Annotated in this window: 10 protein-coding genes, 1 rRNA gene and 1 pseudogene; 9 read left to right on the top strand and 3 right to left on the bottom strand. The window is 39.3% G+C overall.

Going from position 1 to position 16,613, the window contains the following annotated elements; genetic code table 11:
• The 6 genes and pseudogenes from rrf to CIK89_RS07825 form a co-directional block, all read left to right on the top strand.
• Nucleotides 1-83, top strand: a 5S ribosomal RNA gene (rrf, locus tag CIK89_RS07850); the annotation flags it as partial.
• Nucleotides 84-621: 538 nt separating this feature from the next.
• On the top strand, nt 622-1,689 hold the full coding sequence (locus tag CIK89_RS07845; RefSeq protein ID WP_094390826.1) for a DUF1848 domain-containing protein: 1,068 nt from the start codon (nt 622-624) through the stop codon (nt 1,687-1,689).
• A gap of 2 nt (nt 1,690-1,691) precedes the next feature.
• Nucleotides 1,692-6,899, top strand: coding sequence for a DEAD/DEAH box helicase (locus CIK89_RS07840; protein WP_254046647.1), 5,208 nt, complete (start codon nt 1,692-1,694; stop codon nt 6,897-6,899).
• A 10-nt stretch (nt 6,900-6,909) separates the two neighbouring features.
• A complete protein-coding gene (locus tag CIK89_RS07835) occupies nt 6,910-7,725 on the top strand; it encodes a hypothetical protein (protein ID WP_094390825.1) in 816 nt (271 codons plus the stop codon).
• 229 nt (nt 7,726-7,954) lie between these two features.
• Nucleotides 7,955-9,829 carry a leucine-rich repeat protein gene (locus tag CIK89_RS07830; RefSeq protein ID WP_158214998.1) on the top strand — a complete coding sequence of 625 codons (1,875 nt, stop codon included), beginning with the start codon at nt 7,955-7,957 and terminating at the stop codon, nt 9,827-9,829.
• 263 nt (nt 9,830-10,092) lie between these two features.
• A pseudogene (locus tag CIK89_RS07825) lies at nt 10,093-10,290 on the top strand (cell filamentation protein Fic); the annotation flags it as partial.
• Between the two features lie 234 nt (nt 10,291-10,524).
• On the opposite strand, the gene CIK89_RS07820 reads toward CIK89_RS07825, so the two are convergent.
• The 3 genes from CIK89_RS07820 to rbr form a co-directional block, all read right to left on the bottom strand.
• Nucleotides 10,525-11,013, bottom strand: a complete 489-nt coding sequence (locus CIK89_RS07820; RefSeq protein ID WP_094390823.1) for a 3'-5' exonuclease — start codon at nt 11,011-11,013, stop codon at nt 10,525-10,527.
• Between the two features lie 83 nt (nt 11,014-11,096).
• Nucleotides 11,097-11,261, bottom strand: a complete 165-nt coding sequence (locus CIK89_RS07815) for a rubredoxin (RefSeq protein ID WP_094390822.1) — start codon at nt 11,259-11,261, stop codon at nt 11,097-11,099.
• Between the two features lie 28 nt (nt 11,262-11,289).
• Nucleotides 11,290-11,829 carry a rubrerythrin gene (gene rbr / locus CIK89_RS07810; protein WP_094390821.1) on the bottom strand — a complete coding sequence of 180 codons (540 nt, stop codon included), beginning with the start codon at nt 11,827-11,829 and terminating at the stop codon, nt 11,290-11,292.
• A gap of 3,071 nt (nt 11,830-14,900) precedes the next feature.
• Here rbr and CIK89_RS07800 point away from each other — a divergent pair.
• From CIK89_RS07800 to CIK89_RS07790, 3 genes are read left to right on the top strand one after another with little or no spacing between them, the layout of a single operon-like run.
• Nucleotides 14,901-15,893 carry a helix-turn-helix domain-containing protein gene (locus CIK89_RS07800; RefSeq protein ID WP_158214870.1) on the top strand — a complete coding sequence of 331 codons (993 nt, stop codon included), beginning with the start codon at nt 14,901-14,903 and terminating at the stop codon, nt 15,891-15,893.
• Between the two features lie 3 nt (nt 15,894-15,896).
• Nucleotides 15,897-16,346, top strand: coding sequence for an HTH domain-containing protein (locus CIK89_RS07795; RefSeq protein ID WP_094390818.1), 450 nt, complete (start codon nt 15,897-15,899; stop codon nt 16,344-16,346).
• A gap of 11 nt (nt 16,347-16,357) precedes the next feature.
• Nucleotides 16,358-16,537, top strand: coding sequence for a hypothetical protein (locus tag CIK89_RS07790; RefSeq protein WP_094390817.1), 180 nt, complete (start codon nt 16,358-16,360; stop codon nt 16,535-16,537).
• Nucleotides 16,538-16,613 lie beyond the last annotated feature (76 nt).

Raw genomic sequence — 16,613 nt, 5'->3', positions numbered from 1 at the left:
CTTCCCATTCCGAACAGAGAAGTTAAGCCCACTTGCGCCGATGGTACTGCAATGCAATGCGGGAGAGTAGGAGGCCGCCATCTTTTACAAAGCACCTTGTTTCAGCAATGAAGCAAGGTGCTTTTTTTCGTTACTATATTTAAGGTTACTATATAGGGCATCGCCCTGCGGACATCATGCAGCATACTCAACCACGTCCTGTATGGACAAAAGTAAAAGCCATGTGAGATTTTTGTTTTTCAAAACTGTAATATTGTAACGTAACGCTTGTAACGCAAAAAAAAATGTTTTTTCAAAACTGTAATATTGTAACGTAACGCTTGTAACGTTAACCCTTAACCCTTAACCGTGAACCCTTAACCGTGAACCATTAATCGTGAACCATGAAAATATTCCTCCAAAAGGAGTAAGTTTCTCAGATTTTATGTTTACCTTTGCCATGTCTATCGTTGAATTCTCTTGTTTGTTTTGCAACACTAAGATAAGTGAATTCTTCGACATGATAAAATCCTGGGCCGCTTTTTGTTGCTCAGGTACTTAAAAAGTTTAATTTATAATAGTGTTGAGGAATTAAGGTTAGCAAGAAAGTATTGACAGAAGAAGATATAGATTTTTAGTAATATGGCATCTTGGAAACATACAGACATAATCGTTGATGGGCAGCCTGTGAAAGCGCAGGCTCCCATCATCGTTTCGGCAAGTAGAAGTACGGATATTCCTGCATTCTATGCCGATTGGTTTTTTGACCGCTTAAAGAAAGGTTACTCAGCATGGACTAACCCATTTAATGGTGTGAAGTCCTATGTGTCGTATGACAAAACTCGCTTTATCGTTTTTTGGTCAAAGAATCCTCGTCCGCTTCTTCCATATCTTGATTATCTCAAAGAAAGAAATATCAGGTGCTATATACAATACACATTGAATGATTATGAAAAGGAAGGATTGGAGAAAGTTCCTTCACTTTCAAATCGTATTGAGACATTCAAAATGTTATCTGATAAACTTGGTGCGAACGCTGTTGTTTGGCGTTTCGACCCGATGATTCTTACGGATGACATTACTATAGATGACCTTATTCATAAAGTTGAGAAGATTGGTGACCAGCTCAAAGGATATACGGAGAAATTGGTGTTTTCATATGCTGACATCAAGCTTTACAAAAAGGTTAAATTGAATCTTGAAAAGAATGGCATTCCATATCATGAGTGGGAAACTGCCCAAATGGAGGAGTTCGCTATGAAATTATCAAAAATGAATAGCGAAAGAAACTGGAATTTCCAGCTTGCCACTTGCGGAGAGCAGATAGATATTGATAAATATGGAATAGCTCATAATAGGTGTATTGATGGGGATTTAATCACTCGCTTGGCGTGGGACGATAAGGTGCTTATGGATTTCATGAAGGTTAAAATTCAGCAGATGCCGGCACCGTCATTGTTTGATGATGCACCATCATTACCTGATGACGCAATTATTCTGCCACACAATCAATTCTTCTTGAGTGCTCACAAGAAGGATCCTGGACAAAGAGCCTTGTGTGGATGTATGGCAGCAAAAGACATTGGTGAATATAACACTTGTCCACATTTATGTGAATACTGCTATGCAAATACAACTAAGCAAATAGCTCTGGAGAATTGGAAACGTCATCAGCAGAATAAAAATGCTGATACAATAACAGGAAAATAATTATGCCAAATTTTATAGATATATTCAGAAGAAACGGGAATATCTCGTTTGTCGGTATGAGAAATGCTGCATTGGCACTTCTTCCTACTGATCGAACGAGTCGTAATAAGTTGTACCAGGATTTAGAGCGTGGAAAAGGCATATTGGATGATGAAGACCATCTTAATATGTATCTACATAGCTTTGGTAAAATGCACAAAGCGAAGCTTGAAACTACTTTTAGTAGTATTCCTGATATTTCTGGAATCTTCTCTGAAGAAGTGGAGATTTACGACTGGGGTTGTGGTCAAGGAACAGCCTCTGTATGCTTATTGGATTTTCTCCATTCAAAGAATATATCACCTAATATCAAGCATTTTTGCTTGGTAGAACCATCAACTGCTGCTGTCGAAAGGGCAACACAGATTATAGAAAGTTTCAGTTCTGAATATTCTGTAAAGTCCATTACTAAGGATTTTGACTCTTTGAGTCCGGAAGATTTCAAAAAATCGAATATAAGAAAAGTACATCTTTTCAGTAATATACTCGATGTAGAAGCCTTTGACCTTGCACGATTCATTCACTTGTTCCAACAGCTATTCGGAAGTGATAACTATTTTGTGTGCGTCGGTCCATATTATAGTAACAACAGACGTGTTGATGAATTTGTAGCTGCTACATCACCTGACATTATGTATGCCACGATGAACAAGGAGCGTGGTACATGGCAGGGTGACTGGACAATTTCAATGCGTATATTCTTCAAACATTTCGGCCATATTGAGACTGTTGAGAATATTCGTAAACGTATTGAAGATTCGCATAAGAAAGAACAGTTCTTTGCAGGATTTGTACTTGATGCAGTCGCAGAGGAATATAGTAAATCAGATAAGGCAGATAATGCAGAAGGACTTTATCGTTCTCTTTCAGCTTTCGATGTCAAATCAAATATACCTCTTGCTTATAATTCAAACACAGACTCCAAACTTGCAGTCTTGGCGAATATCATATCAAGAGGTTTGCCAACAAAGGCTCCATTGTTATTAGAGAATACTTTTGCAGAGTTATTCCATATTTCAACCAAGCCAAAGGAAGGGGCAATACTTGATTATAAGTCCAATCATAAAGTTTTGGTGCAGGAAATTTATGAAGCCCTGCATATTATAGATCCTCGTTTCAATGTAGATTTCTATAATGGAGATATGCTTGACAGCTCCTTTGAGAAAGATTTTATTGAAAAATACTTGGAAGGTTCTCAAAGTGAATATCTGATTCAAGTTTTTGAGCCACAACGTAATCTTTCATCAATTGTAGATATTCCAGATAGAAAATTCAGCAAAGACCAACGAGTAGATTTCGCATTAGAGATTCCTTATGGTGATGCAAGAACCGGCTTCATTCTTGAAATGGACGGTCTGCGTTATCATTCTAATATATTCCGTCGAATTAACGATGAGCGACGTGACCGAATGGCTCTCAATGGAGGCTGGGACACATATCGTATTGAACAACTGAAAAATATGGCGTTCATGCAAAATTGGGAAAATGACGCTGCTTCAGTTGACTACTTAAAGATAATAAAGGCTAATTATAACAAGACACTGTCTGGAAATTGGTTGAACACTTTGCAAATAGTTCTTGCACCAATGGCTATTGCACGAGTTGAACGAATGTTAGTGGAGGCGATGATGTCTGGTGCTCTTAGTCTCGATAGTGATGTTTGGAATATTGCCATTGTTGAACGTGACATTCCATGTTCTGCCTTGGCTATAAAAGACCTTTCTGAGAAATATAAGTATTTTTGTGAATTAGCAGGTTCATCAGATAAACTGCCGGAAATAAAGCTTCAGATTATATCAACAGAAGAGTTCAAACAATCTCCATTGCATTTGGGAAACCATGTTGTTACTCAAATGCCAGAAGGACATTTTGACCTTTGCTTGGATATATCAATGTTGCTTAGAGACAACATTGACGCCCTGCCTTTGAATGTCGATGCAGATACAGTCTATCTTATCCGTTCCTCTCATTACAAGAAACGTGAACGCACAATCTGCGCTGCAGACAATATACAATATCCTCCGTTGGTTACAAAGGATGGTACAGGGTCTTATGTAAATATAAAGAAAAGGGAAGATGTCCTAACATATTTCCTGCGAGATATTTTCCGAAAGCCTTCATTCCGTCCTGGTCAGTTGCCTATTCTTAGCCATGCTTTGGCTGATAAGACTACTATCGGATTACTTCCTACTGGTGGCGGTAAGTCTTTGACATATCAGTTATCTTGCATTTTACAACCAGGTGTTTCAATAATAGTTGATCCTCTCGTTTCACTTATGGTTGACCAGGTTCGGGGGTTGCGTGAAGCACGAATCGATGCTTGTGAATGTGTTAACAGTGGAATGGATGCCAAAAAGAAGGCTAAAAAACTGAATCTTATGCAAAATGGTTCTGTCTTGTTCATGTTCCTTTCTCCGGAAAGATTTATGATGGAGAACTTCCGTTCAAGTTTGCTTACCATGACCGAGAAGAATCATGTCTATTTCTCTTATGGAATTATCGATGAGGTTCATTGTGTATCTGAATGGGGGCATGATTTCCGTACTTCTTATCTCCACCTTGGACGAAACATGATAAATTTCATGAAAACAAAATCAGGTCGTCCATTGTCTATTATTGGTTTGACGGCTACTGCATCATTTGATGTTCTTGCTGATATTGAGCGTGAATTAACTCTTGGTGGAAACCTTACTATTGACAGTGAAACAATAGTACGTCCTGAGTCTGATTCACGTCCAGAACTAACATACCGTATTATTGAGGTCTTTTCTAATTTTGATGAATTGAGAGAGCCTAATGAGCAATTCTTGCTTAAAGCAAAATCAGATTGGGAACTTAAAGATGTTGTAGCAACAGCAAAGAAGAATAAGATGTATGAGCTACTGCATGAAATTCCTTCTGACATAGTGCAAGTCAATCAGCATGAGACTGAGAAATCAAGGGTTGCTCATATAGAGGACTTTTCTGCTGATGATTTCTATTCGACAGATAGTGAACAACACTATAATAATGCCGGTATAGTATTCTGTCCCCATGCGCATGGAACTTTCGGCGTAGAAGATAATGTCTGGGGAACCAGGAAAGGTATCTCCACTGAATTGCGAGAGCATGAGCGGGATTTGTCTATGGGTACGTTTGTTGGTGGTGACAAGCCTTCTGGTGATATGAAGTCATTTAATGAAAATGACCAAAATCTGATGGTGGCCACTAAAGCTTTCGGTATGGGTATAGATAAGCCAAATATCAGATACACAATTCATATCAATCACCCTTCATCCATAGAAAGTTATGTTCAGGAGGCAGGTCGTGGTGGTCGTGATAAGAAGCATGCCATATCTTATGTGTTATATGATCCAACTGAATTCATTGAATTTACTATAGATAAAATAAATGATATTCGGTATTTGATGGGAGAGGAAGACCCAACATGGCTTGAACGGTATATCAATAGATTTGTTCTTGCAGACGATATTCCTGCATTGTGCAAATATAATAACTGTACCAAAGAACAGACAGATAAGATTCTTGATATTATCAGAAAGCAGGGATTCCTGGAGAACATAGACAAGGACATTAACTTGTGGTTCCATAATAATTCTTTCCGTGGTCTATTCAAAGAGAAGGTCATTCTTGTTGAACTCACAGATAGGATTATCAATGCTAAGCCTACGCTTCTAACAGAGATTCAGGCAAAGTTGAGAGACGAAACAGGAAACGAGGATGTATGCTTAAAGATAGATACAAGAAAAAATGCAGTTAAAATCATTTCGGAAGAAGATAATAACAGACAATACGGTTATATCTTCCTCGACACCCTGCGCCCAACATATAATTATCTGGGATTTGATTATATGTTATGTTCGTATATATCTAATTGTTTGATTCAGATACTCCAATCATATGAAGATTATTCTGCTAAAGCACTTATGCGCCCATTGGAGGGAGAAGACAACATAACAGAAGGTATATATAAGGCAATGGAACATGCCGACGAAGACGGTAATGCCAGTATTGTCGTTTCTTGGGAAAATAATGTTCAACAAGATCCTGAAGGCTTTGAAGCTTCAATCAAAAATGAGATCCTTGCTATATCAAAGGAACAGGGATGGCAAAACATCAATGAGGACAGATATGGTAAGTTGGATTTGAAAAAGATTGGCGATTTCAATGAGTTAATCGCTAAGATAGCCAGATGCTCTGGTGATACCAGATGGCTTCGCAATCATGCAAATGAAAGCATCTATAAGAGAATACGAATGGCTTTCTGTAAGAAAAGAGATAAAGACGATACAGATAAAGCCATATACAGAATGTGCTGCATAGGGCTTGTTGATGATGTGACCATTGATTATCTGTCACAAACATACGAACTTAAAATCCACAAACGCACTGATGAAGAGTTCAAACAGTATATGTTGAATTTCTTCCGTAAGTATTACTCTTTGGAGCAAGCACAGAAGAAGGTGGATGAAATTGACAAACAGCCAGGGCGCAATTATTTAGACCGTTGCTTGGGTTATTTAACTGCCTTTGTGTATGAATACCTCGAAAAGAAGCGTTATCGTGCCATCGAGGACATGTGTATAGCATGTGAGGACAGTATCATTGAACGTCAAGCAAATGGTAACGACGAATGGCTGAAAGAGTTTATTCATTTATACTTCAACTCTAAGTATGCACGAACAGGCTATGAAGTCAACGGAAAACCTTATTCCCTGAAGGATGATACAGATATAGAGGGAAAAGATGGATTCGATGTCGTTAAGAAGTATATTGAAATCATTGACCCTGTTAATGATAACTCTGGCAGTGAAGTGGATAATGTCAAACATCTGTATGGCGCGACCTTACTTTGTCTGAGAGCACATCCTGATAATGCTGCTTTGCAACTTTTGCTTGCTTATTGCATTACTTTCTTAGGTGCAGGAAATAACCAGAAGCTGAAAAATAATGCTTATAACAATTATATTGAAGGCTTTATGACTTTATATAACAGAGATAATAAGCAGGTCTGGAGTGACATTGACACATTTACATCTTATCTTAAAACCAAAGTTCGTAAAGATGACAAGTTTATCAAGCAGAACTTGGTTGACGATGGTAAGAAGACGATAACACTTTTTGTCCATGAGGATAAATTAAATGAAATAACAAAGAAATATCTAAAATAATTATATCAAAATGGCATACGATATTAACGCTACTTTGGAAAGGTTAGAACAGAACCTAAAGCAACTTGATTCTGCAAGAAAACAAGTTGAAACCACTGTTCAAGCAAGTGAAGAATTGCAAAATGCCGTTGCTGGTTATGTCGCTTCCATCAATTCCTTTGTTAAGGAAATCAAAGAATGGGAGAAACAATTAGAAGGAGCACAGGTTGGAATATCAGAAGAATTGCAGATATCAGTGGATAAAATGACTTCTGCTTGCGAGTCTATTACTTCCAAATTCACTTCTTCAGTCGATGCTTCTTTACTGAAATTTACTGAGCAGAATAACTTGTTGGCAGAAAGGGTTAAAGAACTTAATGCCCTTCGTGAGGAGATAAAAACTACCACAAAAGAGATTCAAACCATTAAAGAGTCTCTTTCTGCCATTTCCAAGGATTTGAAGGATTCTCAAAAGGGTCAAGATGTCGCTATTGCATCAATCAAACAAAAGGTTGATGGCCTTCCTTCCAAGATTAAGGAATATGCTGACAGCATTACTGAGAAGTTGAATCAATGGAATCAGGAGTTGAAAAACATAATCGAAGATACTACTCCTACGATAAAATCCATTGAAACAAAAGTAGATGCCGTTACCAATACAGTTAATGGCATACAGACTTCATGCAACACAATTAAAAGAGCCACTGATAATATAAATAACGAGATTAAGAATTTGCAAAATGAATTAGCGACTTCTTCCGAAGCTACGACTAAAGCAATTAACATCAATCGTTGGATTATTATTGCCGGTATCATTATTCTTGCTGCTTTGCATTTCATTCATTAAACAGTAAACCGTAATTGTATGCGCAATCGTCCTATAGCAAAACTGATTAAAAGGTTTGTCAATCGTGAGAAGGGCAAAGTAGTTGATGCACGTTCCGAGATTCAACGACGTTTTGCTTATCTTGACTGGAATGACCAGAAGAAAATCCTTTTGGCATTCCTTTCTTCCGGCAAAGCCGATCGCAAATGGGCATATAATGAACTGCGTCTTTTTTCAAAACATTATAATTATGAACTATCCTCTGATTTCAGAATATATAGATGCCATTAAGAATGCAGAAGACAATTTTAATGAGCTTACCAATCTTCGTCCTGTTTACGATGAAGCTGGTGAGATAGTGATGTCCAGCGGTAACTTTGCTGTGGTATTCAAGATGAAAGATGAATGCTCTGGGAAACTATATGCAGTGAAGTGCTTTTTGAAAGAGCAAGAGGGACGTAATATTGCATATCAGCAGATAACAGATGAATTGGAATATGTGTCATCAAACTATTTGTGCTCCATCAAGTACTTCCAAAAAGAATTGTTTGTTGATTCTACAGTTTCTTCTGATACTGAATTTCCTGTTTTACTCATGGACTGGGTAGAAGGAGTTACGCTTGATAAGTATGTTCATCAACACATATCCGATAAATATGCTTTGCAGCTTATCACATATCAGTTTTGTAGAATGGCTGCCTGGCTGATGTCACAACCATTTGCTCATGGAGACCTTAAGCCCGATAATATCTTAGTTACTGAAGATGGGGCATTAGTACTGGTTGACTATGATGGTATGTACGTGCCCGCTATGCAAGGACAAAAGGCGCGAGAATTGGGCAGTCCTGACTATCGCCATCCATTGCGTACAGAAGATTGTTTCAATGAACATATCGATGATTTTCCATTGGCGCTTATTGGTATGTCTCTGAAAGCAATAGCTTTAGACACCTCTTTGTTGCAGAATAATGCGAAAACTGATTCACTTCTGTTTTCAGAATCTGATTTCCAGGACATCGGTGAATGTCTGATGATGAAATCACTATGTGCTCTTTTGAATGATGCGGAATTTTCGAAATTATATGCTTTGTTCCTCTTGGCGCACTCACAGCAAGAACTATCAGCTGTTTCTTTCCGCTTGTTTTTGCTTAATAAGGTAGAAAAGCCAATTGAAGAAGTTCTTTCTACAGAAACAACGGAAGAGGATTTTAAGTATGCTATTATAGATGGGTATGGAGTTAAGTATAGTCGCGATGGGAAAAAGCTATTAAAGGCTTCTTTATCATTCTGCGAGAAAGAATATGCTGTAAGAGAAGGAACAGAAGTTATTTGCGATGGTGCTTTTAGTGAATGCGAATCTCTGCAAAGCGTCACCATTCCGAACTCAGTCACAGGCATAGGAGGTGATGCTTTTTATTTGTGCGAATCTCTGCAAAGCGTCACCATTCCGAACTCAGTCACAGGCATAGGAGATGAAGCTTTTTATTTGTGCGAATCTCTGCAAAGCGTCACCATTCCGAACTCTGTAATAAGCATAGGAGATGGAGCTTTCAGCTCGTGCGAATCTCTTCAAAGCGTCACTATTCCGAACTCTGTAACGAAGATAGGAAATTACGCTTTTGACGGTTGCTCTTCTCTGCAAAGCATCACCATTCCGAACTCTGTAACAAGCATAGGAGATGGAGCTTTTATTCTGTGCAAATCTCTGCAAAGCATCACCATTCCAAACTCTGTAAGAAATATCGGAAATAACGCTTTTCGTGGTTGCAATATGTGTTTTTTCATTTGTAACTCAACATATTTCCAAAATGATGATGTTTGCTTGTTCAATAAGGATAAGACAGCTATTGTTAGTAGAATAAAAGATTGCGTCAATTATATAATTCCGAACTCAGTCACAAGCATAGGAGATTACGCTTTTGCACAGTGCGATTCTCTTCAAAGCATCACCATTCCGAACTCTGTAACGAGCATAGGAGATAAAGCTTTTAGTGGTTGCGAATCTCTTCAAAGCGTCACCATTCCGAACTCTGTAACGAAGATAGAAGTTGAAACTTTTAGTGGTTGCACGCATTTAGATGAGCCTTCCCGACTACGACTAAAAGAATTAAATTATACGGATTAAATATTATAAATATTAAAAGTAACAAAATAGTTTTGGCAGTTATTGCCGTACTATCCTTTGTCTTTGCTTACCTGTATGACAAATGGAAATATAATACTATGTGGGAAAGATGTCAAGCATCGGATATCCTCTTATGAAACAATTCATAAACATATTTGCGTTAGTCGGGCTTGTTGCATTCTTCGCAACTTGCGGTTCAACTACAAAAAAGTAGAGCTTGCTCAATGCAATAGTGTCAGAGCTACAAGTACGAAGTGTCGGATGAAACGCTTTGGCGTACACAAAAGACTATGGCACAACTATTTGGCGTTGACGTACCGGCAATCAGCAAGCACCTAAAGAACATCTTTGAAGAGGGTGAACTTGTTGCGGATTCAGTTATTTCCAAAATGGAAACAACTGCCGCTGATGGCAAGAACTATACAACGACATATTATTCTCTTGATGCTATCATTGCCGTAAAAACAGGAGAACAGGTTCCCGTTTCACTCTTGACGCAAAAAATCGTTTTTCAAAACTGTAATATTGTAACGTAACGCTTGTAACGCAAAAAAAAATCGTTTTCAAAAACTGTAATACTGTAACGCTTGGAACTGATGATACGGATAGCTTGTGGGGATGGCATTGACCTGTCCTCCGCGGTATCTAATGGTTCATAAGGTAATATACTTGGTTCTTGCGGCCAGATAATAATGTTATAGTATTTGCAATGCAATTGCTGCGCATGCCTCTGCATCCGCCAAAGCATGATGGTGCTTGGTAAAATCGTATCCGCAACGTGCAGCAATAACATCGAGGTTGTGATGTCCTTTTGGCCATACTCGGCGTGATGCCATGCAGGTGCAGTAGAACTCGTAATCGGGATATTCCATTTGATAGACACGAAATACGGCTTTTAGGCAACTTTCGTCAAAGGCTTTGTTGTGGGCTATGAGCGGAAGGCCAGCTATCCTGGGTTCTATCTGGTTCCATACTTCAGGGAATATAGGAGCATTGTCGGTATCAGAAGCACAAAGGCCATGAACCTTACTACACCAATAGTTGTAATAATCAGGCTCAGGCTTTATCAGTGAGTAGAACTTGTCCACTATCTTGCCACCACGAACTATAACTATGCCTACAGAGCATACCGAACTGCGCTCGTTGTTGGCTGTTTCGAAATCTATTGCTGCAAAGTCCTGCATTGTAAGATGTATTTTTTATTATACGGAAAAACAACCCATAACACGTTTGAAGCATTATGGGTTGTAGATGTGTTTTTATTAACTTAGTCGTCTATAGGAGAGAACTCGTCCTTTCCTACTGAGCAAAGCGGACACTCGAAATCATCGGGAAGATCCTCAAATGGTGTACCTGCTGGTATTCCAGCCTCTGGTACTCCTACAGCTGGGTCGTATACCCAACCGCATACGTCGCAAACATACTTCTTCATAGTTCGTTGTTTTTTTAGTGGTTTATATTTAGAAATTATCTACATGTACCTCAAAGTAAGCCTTTGGATGTGAGCATGTAGGGCATATCTCTGGAGCTTCGGTTCCTACTACAATATGTCCGCAGTTGCGGCATTCCCATACCTTAACCTCACTCTTCTTGAACACTTCCTGAGCTTCTACGTTGCGCAGTAGTGCACGATAACGCTCTTCGTGACGCTTCTCAATAGCAGCTACAAGGCGGAACTTTTGTGCCAATTTATTGAAGCCTTCCTCTTCGGCAGTCTTGGCAAAGTTTTCGTACATATCTGTCCATTCATAGTTCTCGCCTTCAGCAGCAGCTGCAAGATTCTCAGCTGTAGTGCCAATGCCACTAAGCTCCTTAAACCACATCTTGGCATGTTCCTTCTCGTTGTCGGCAGTTTGCTGGAAGATAGAAGCTATCTGCTCAAATCCGTCCTTTTTTGCACGTGATGCGAAATATGTATATTTATTGCGAGCCTGTGATTCGCCTGCAAAAGCAGCAGCGAGGTTCTTTTCTGTCTGTGTGCCTGAATATTTGTTTGCCATAGTCGTATTTTTTAAAAAATGTTATTGTTTTCTTTATCTGATGCAAAGTTACTGATAATCATTAAATTAGCAAAATAAATATCGGCAAACAGATAGTAAATTTCGGTACTGCGACATATTTGTACGCTTAGCTTGCTGAAATTTACCATTTGTTTTGTAATTTTATGCCCAAATAACAGATATATTATGACAACAGAAGAACTTAAGATTCTACACCTTATTATATTATAGATGATAAAATCGTGCGTATGTTAATGCCATTGGTGGACGACATGGAGGAAGCGTCAAGGCAATACCGCGAAGAGTGAAACAGACCCCTGAAACAGTATCTCTCCCCTGTTTTACATGATTTCCGTGTGACTTTAAAAAGATCCATGTTCATCCGTGTCTTTCCACAAACTGTCAACTGTCAAACTGTAACGCTTGATGTGAATTGGCGTTGTCCAATGACATCCTCTATCTCTCTAAAATATTTCTTGCGAAGCAACTTCTTAAACAAGATTTCCTCCAAAGATTTACCTATGGTTTGTTTTGTCGTGACTCAGCATAGTGAAAGCGAGCTCTCACTCTGTCTTCGCTACTCCAAAACATCTTGCCGTAGGCAACTAAAAAAATCTATTTTCCAAAACTGTCAAACTGTAACGCCTGGTGTGAATTGGCTTTGTCCCCAAAAACAGAAACCAGTCCTCGTGAAACCTATTTTTCCTTTCCGAAAAACTGTAATACTGTAAGCTGTAAGAATTGTAAGTCATGATGTCAATGACCTGATCCCGTGACATTCGGATGACACGGAAACGTTGGTGCTCCGGAAAAGGACACATAGAAATTTTTTATCCACGGATCACACGGAGCACACGGAAAGATTCTGGTTAAAGATTTTTCTTAAGATTTTCGTAGGATGATAAAGACCACTCCCTCAGACTTCAGACTTCAGACTGCATTTTCGTTAAAGATTATATTTTAGTTGCCTGCCGGCAAGAAATCTTGGAGGAAATCTTCATGTAAAATCTAAGGACCTAAACGGTCCAGAAATCTATTTAAGATTGCTATCTTCCTAAAATATTTCTTGCCGTAGGCAACATCTTAAACAAGATTTCCCCCAAAGATTTCTTGCGAAGCAACCCCATAAAAAATCGTTTCAGAAAACTGTCAACTGTCAACTGTAACGCTTGTGAATGATGATATTGACTACGGATAGTTTTGGAATGACATTGATCTGTATTCATGACATAGCTGCTGACTGCAACTCCGGAAAGCTGAACGGGTATGCTCCGGAATATGAAAACAAGTGAAACAGTATCTGTTCCCCTTTTTCATCCCCCTGTTTCATGGTTGCCTCATAAGTAAGTCATAACTAACTCCGCACTAAGTCCCAAAATTGGCGGACAATGATTGGAGGTACAAGGAACAGAAAGGGGAATACCAATGATGTGGAAATGAATTGTATGATTGGAATTGCAATCTAAAGCGTTACAGTTGACAGTTGACAGTTTGGGAAAAGCAAAAAATCATCCAAGCGTTACAATATAACAGTATAACAGTTTCCATAAACCATATTTTTGCGTTGGGCTCCGAAAATGTCCCACGGATTACATGGATGACACGGATTTTTATTTGCAAGTTTCCTTCCTTTTTAATATCACACAGATATTCTGGAGCAGCGAAGACAGAGTGAAAGTTCGGTTTTGCTCTGTTGAGTCGCGTCAGAATAAGCCAAAGGCAAATCACAGAAATTTATTATCCACGGAACACACGGAGAACACGGAAAAGATTAAAGTTAAAGAAACGCTCTGAGGAAGGTGTTCGAGTGCATTTTCGTCTTTGATTTATTTGCTTTGATATGCGCTTGGCTTATATTGTCAGGAGAGAATTATGAAAAACTATGCGAAGTCGGAAATAAAAATATCTATAATAAAGTTAAATAATATTAAATATTGAATCAAAACTGCCAAAACTCTTGCATTTCGGGGGGGCCATGTTGTATCTTTGTGTTTCAAGTCGAGGATGATTTCCAAAACAAGAAAAAAAACTTTAAACCAAAAAATCAAATAAATAATTTAACAACTAAAAAGCTGCTTATGTTTACAAAACAAGTAATTCAACACACCATCTGGTCCCGACAGAAAGACCACGGTTTCCCGATCGCTTCTCGTTCGGTTCCCGTTAACTTCTCGTTAGGTCCTCGTTCGTCTCTCGTTCGTCTCTCGTTCGTTATTCGTTAGTCTATCGAAGACCGATCGAGAACCGAACGAGGAACAAGCGAAAAACGAACGAAAGAGCAACGAATGTCGGTCGAGAAACTATCGAAAACTCGACGAGTAGCCATCGTCATGGCTGGCTTATGGCTGGCAAAGTACCCTTCAGCAACCACAAACCAGAAAAATGCCTTTTACCTCAAACCTGCCGAGGTGGGACCCTGCACTTCCTGTCCCACACTGAGCATTTTCTCGGCGAATAAAGCCATTTCGTCTATCCCGACGGATCCTATGGCCCAACCATGCCTAAACTCCCTCCACGGGCTTATAACGCCTTGTTGTTCCCCAAATAACCGACGGAGAGAATCCAGAGTCCACCCCTAAACACCCTACCATAAGCCCAACAGCCCATCTTTATAGGCTCAACCACAGGTCAAACCATAAAAATCATGTAAAGCCTTACAAGAACCCTCAATATTGTCATTTTGTACAATGTGGGTATTGTAACTTTACAAATGAAACATAATGTAAGTTTGATATATTTACAGAACGACGGATTTTGGCATCAATTCAATCCATTATTTCACGGAAGCCCTCTTTTGTCCAACTCCTCTTTGATGAAGGCATCATATCATGTCTGGATGATGTCGAAATCACAGAAATCACGGAAATCTTTTATCCACGGATCACACGGAGAACACGGATTTTTTAATGTCGCACAGAAATCACGGAAATTTTAATCTCACATGGATGACACGGATTTTTTCTTAAATCTTCTTGTATTCAAGTGCTTTTTTATGTTAAATTTCTATGTTGTTTAGTGACAATTTCAGATATTCTTTTTATATTTGTCAACAAATCAAAGGACTAATAAATATGACTAATAACTCATTTTCTATAAGATTGCGGGAAGCTCGCCTGATGATGGGACTCAGTATGGATAAACTCGTAGAGCGGACCAACGGAGCCATCACCAAGCAGAGCATCTCCCGATATGAGAAAGGCATCATGCGCCCTAAGCGTGATGCCCTGCAAGCCATAGCCAAAGCCCTCAATATCAGCGAGGAATATTTCGAAGGAACCAATCTCAAGATAGACATGCCTATGCTTCGCACCACCTCCAATGGTAAGTTGTCCGAAGACGAGTTGCAAGCCCTTGAAGCAAAACTCTCGTTTTGGGCAGAGCAGTATCTAGCCAAGGAGAAAGAAGCGGGTTTTCCTACCCAGTTCAAGAATCCGCTAAAAGGTACCAAGATATCAACGCTGGAAGATGCCATCCAGGCATCCAGTCTTCTTCGTGAAAAATGGCATTGTGGTGATGGACCCATTGCCAGTATCCTGAGACTTCTGGAAAGAAAAGGTATCATGATACTTGCTGCTAATCTTCCAGAGTATGTCTTCGGAATGAGCACCTGGGCAGATAAGAAGCATCCGTTGATGATTCTCGATTTCAATCCGGAAAAGAGTAGCGTAGAGAAACTTCGCTTCACGGCAGTACATGAACTGGCCCATCTGCTTCTCCTCTTCCCAGAAGATAGTCCGCTGAGGCTGGAGAAGCGTTGTGATCTCTTTGCCAGTTTCTTTCTTCTTCCTAAATTGGAGCTTATTGAAGAGTTGGGTTCCAAGAAGCGTGAGAAGATAACGCTGGAGGAGATGATTGACATCAAGGAACTGTATGGCGCATCTCTCGCCGCTTCCATCATCGCCACCAGAGATTACGGCATTATTACCACCGAGTATAAACGGGCATGGTATGCCGAGCATATAGAGCCTAATCCTCGAGAAATAGGTAATGGCCACTATGCATTTCCTGAGACATTGGGAAGGGAGAAGAGAGTCAACTCAATCATCAAAAGTATGGAGGAATAGAATATGCAGAATGAAAGTCAAAATATAGAATATAAGGAGTCATGGGGACGTGGTTTCAAGAAGATTGCCGAGGAGTTTGAACGTGCCAGCTTGCCATTGCCAACGATAGAAGAAAATGGAGGTGGTGTGATGGCGATAATTCAGCGCAAGACGATAGACGAAGTTATCGCAGAGCGTGGCGGGGATGTCGGTGTAAATGTCGGTGTAAATGTCGGTGTAAATTCAAGAGAAACATCCGATGTGAAACTAACAGAGCGACAGACTATTATGGTGTCTGTTATTAAGTCAAATCCTATGGTGACAGCTAAGCAAATGTCTGAAACATTGTCGGTGACAGTAAGAACTATAGAAAGAGATTTGGCGTTAATGCAAAAAGCAGGTATCATAAGACACGAAGGAAGTGATAAAACCGGTGTTTGGGTGATACTCGAACAAGGAAATACTAATTCTTAATAGTGTTAGATATGAAGGAAAAAAATAATGAGCAAATTGTCTTCGATATGTTCGAAGAGGTTGCAACCGAAAGCATCGCTGAGGCTCGGAATGCATACACCTATGAAGAAATTGATGGGTGCTATCAGGAGGCGAAAGAGATTGCTGATAAAGCAAGGATGAACTTGCTGGAAAAAATGAGAGGTACATAATAATAACTCCTACCGGAAAATCGGAAATTCAATTTTGTTTTTTCGTAGTAGTAATTAGTTAGTGAACATTTTAAAA

It is taken from the genome of Prevotella sp. P4-119 (assembly GCF_002251345.1).
Classification (GTDB): domain Bacteria; phylum Bacteroidota; class Bacteroidia; order Bacteroidales; family Bacteroidaceae; genus Prevotella.
Note: the sequence above shows the minus strand (reverse complement) of the source record. Positions and strands in the feature narration are given on the sequence as shown.

What these genes read in the sequence shown, in the direction of transcription:
- CIK89_RS07830 (WP_158214998.1), top strand. Translation starts at nt 7,955, where the DNA reads ATGAACTATCCTCTGATTTCAGAATATATAGATGCCATTAAGAATGCA.
- CIK89_RS07840 (WP_254046647.1), top strand. Translation starts at nt 1,692, where the DNA reads ATGCCAAATTTTATAGATATATTCAGAAGAAACGGGAATATCTCGTTT.
- CIK89_RS07800 (WP_158214870.1), top strand. Translation starts at nt 14,901, where the DNA reads ATGACTAATAACTCATTTTCTATAAGATTGCGGGAAGCTCGCCTGATG.
- CIK89_RS07835 (WP_094390825.1), top strand. Translation starts at nt 6,910, where the DNA reads ATGGCATACGATATTAACGCTACTTTGGAAAGGTTAGAACAGAACCTA.
- CIK89_RS07790 (WP_094390817.1), top strand. Translation starts at nt 16,358, where the DNA reads ATGAAGGAAAAAAATAATGAGCAAATTGTCTTCGATATGTTCGAAGAG.
- CIK89_RS07815 (WP_094390822.1), bottom strand. Translation starts at nt 11,261, where the DNA reads ATGAAGAAGTATGTTTGCGACGTATGCGGTTGGGTATACGACCCAGCT.
- CIK89_RS07795 (WP_094390818.1), top strand. Translation starts at nt 15,897, where the DNA reads ATGCAGAATGAAAGTCAAAATATAGAATATAAGGAGTCATGGGGACGT.
- CIK89_RS07820 (WP_094390823.1), bottom strand. Translation starts at nt 11,013, where the DNA reads ATGCAGGACTTTGCAGCAATAGATTTCGAAACAGCCAACAACGAGCGC.
- rbr (WP_094390821.1), bottom strand. Translation starts at nt 11,829, where the DNA reads ATGGCAAACAAATATTCAGGCACACAGACAGAAAAGAACCTCGCTGCT.
- CIK89_RS07845 (WP_094390826.1), top strand. Translation starts at nt 622, where the DNA reads ATGGCATCTTGGAAACATACAGACATAATCGTTGATGGGCAGCCTGTG.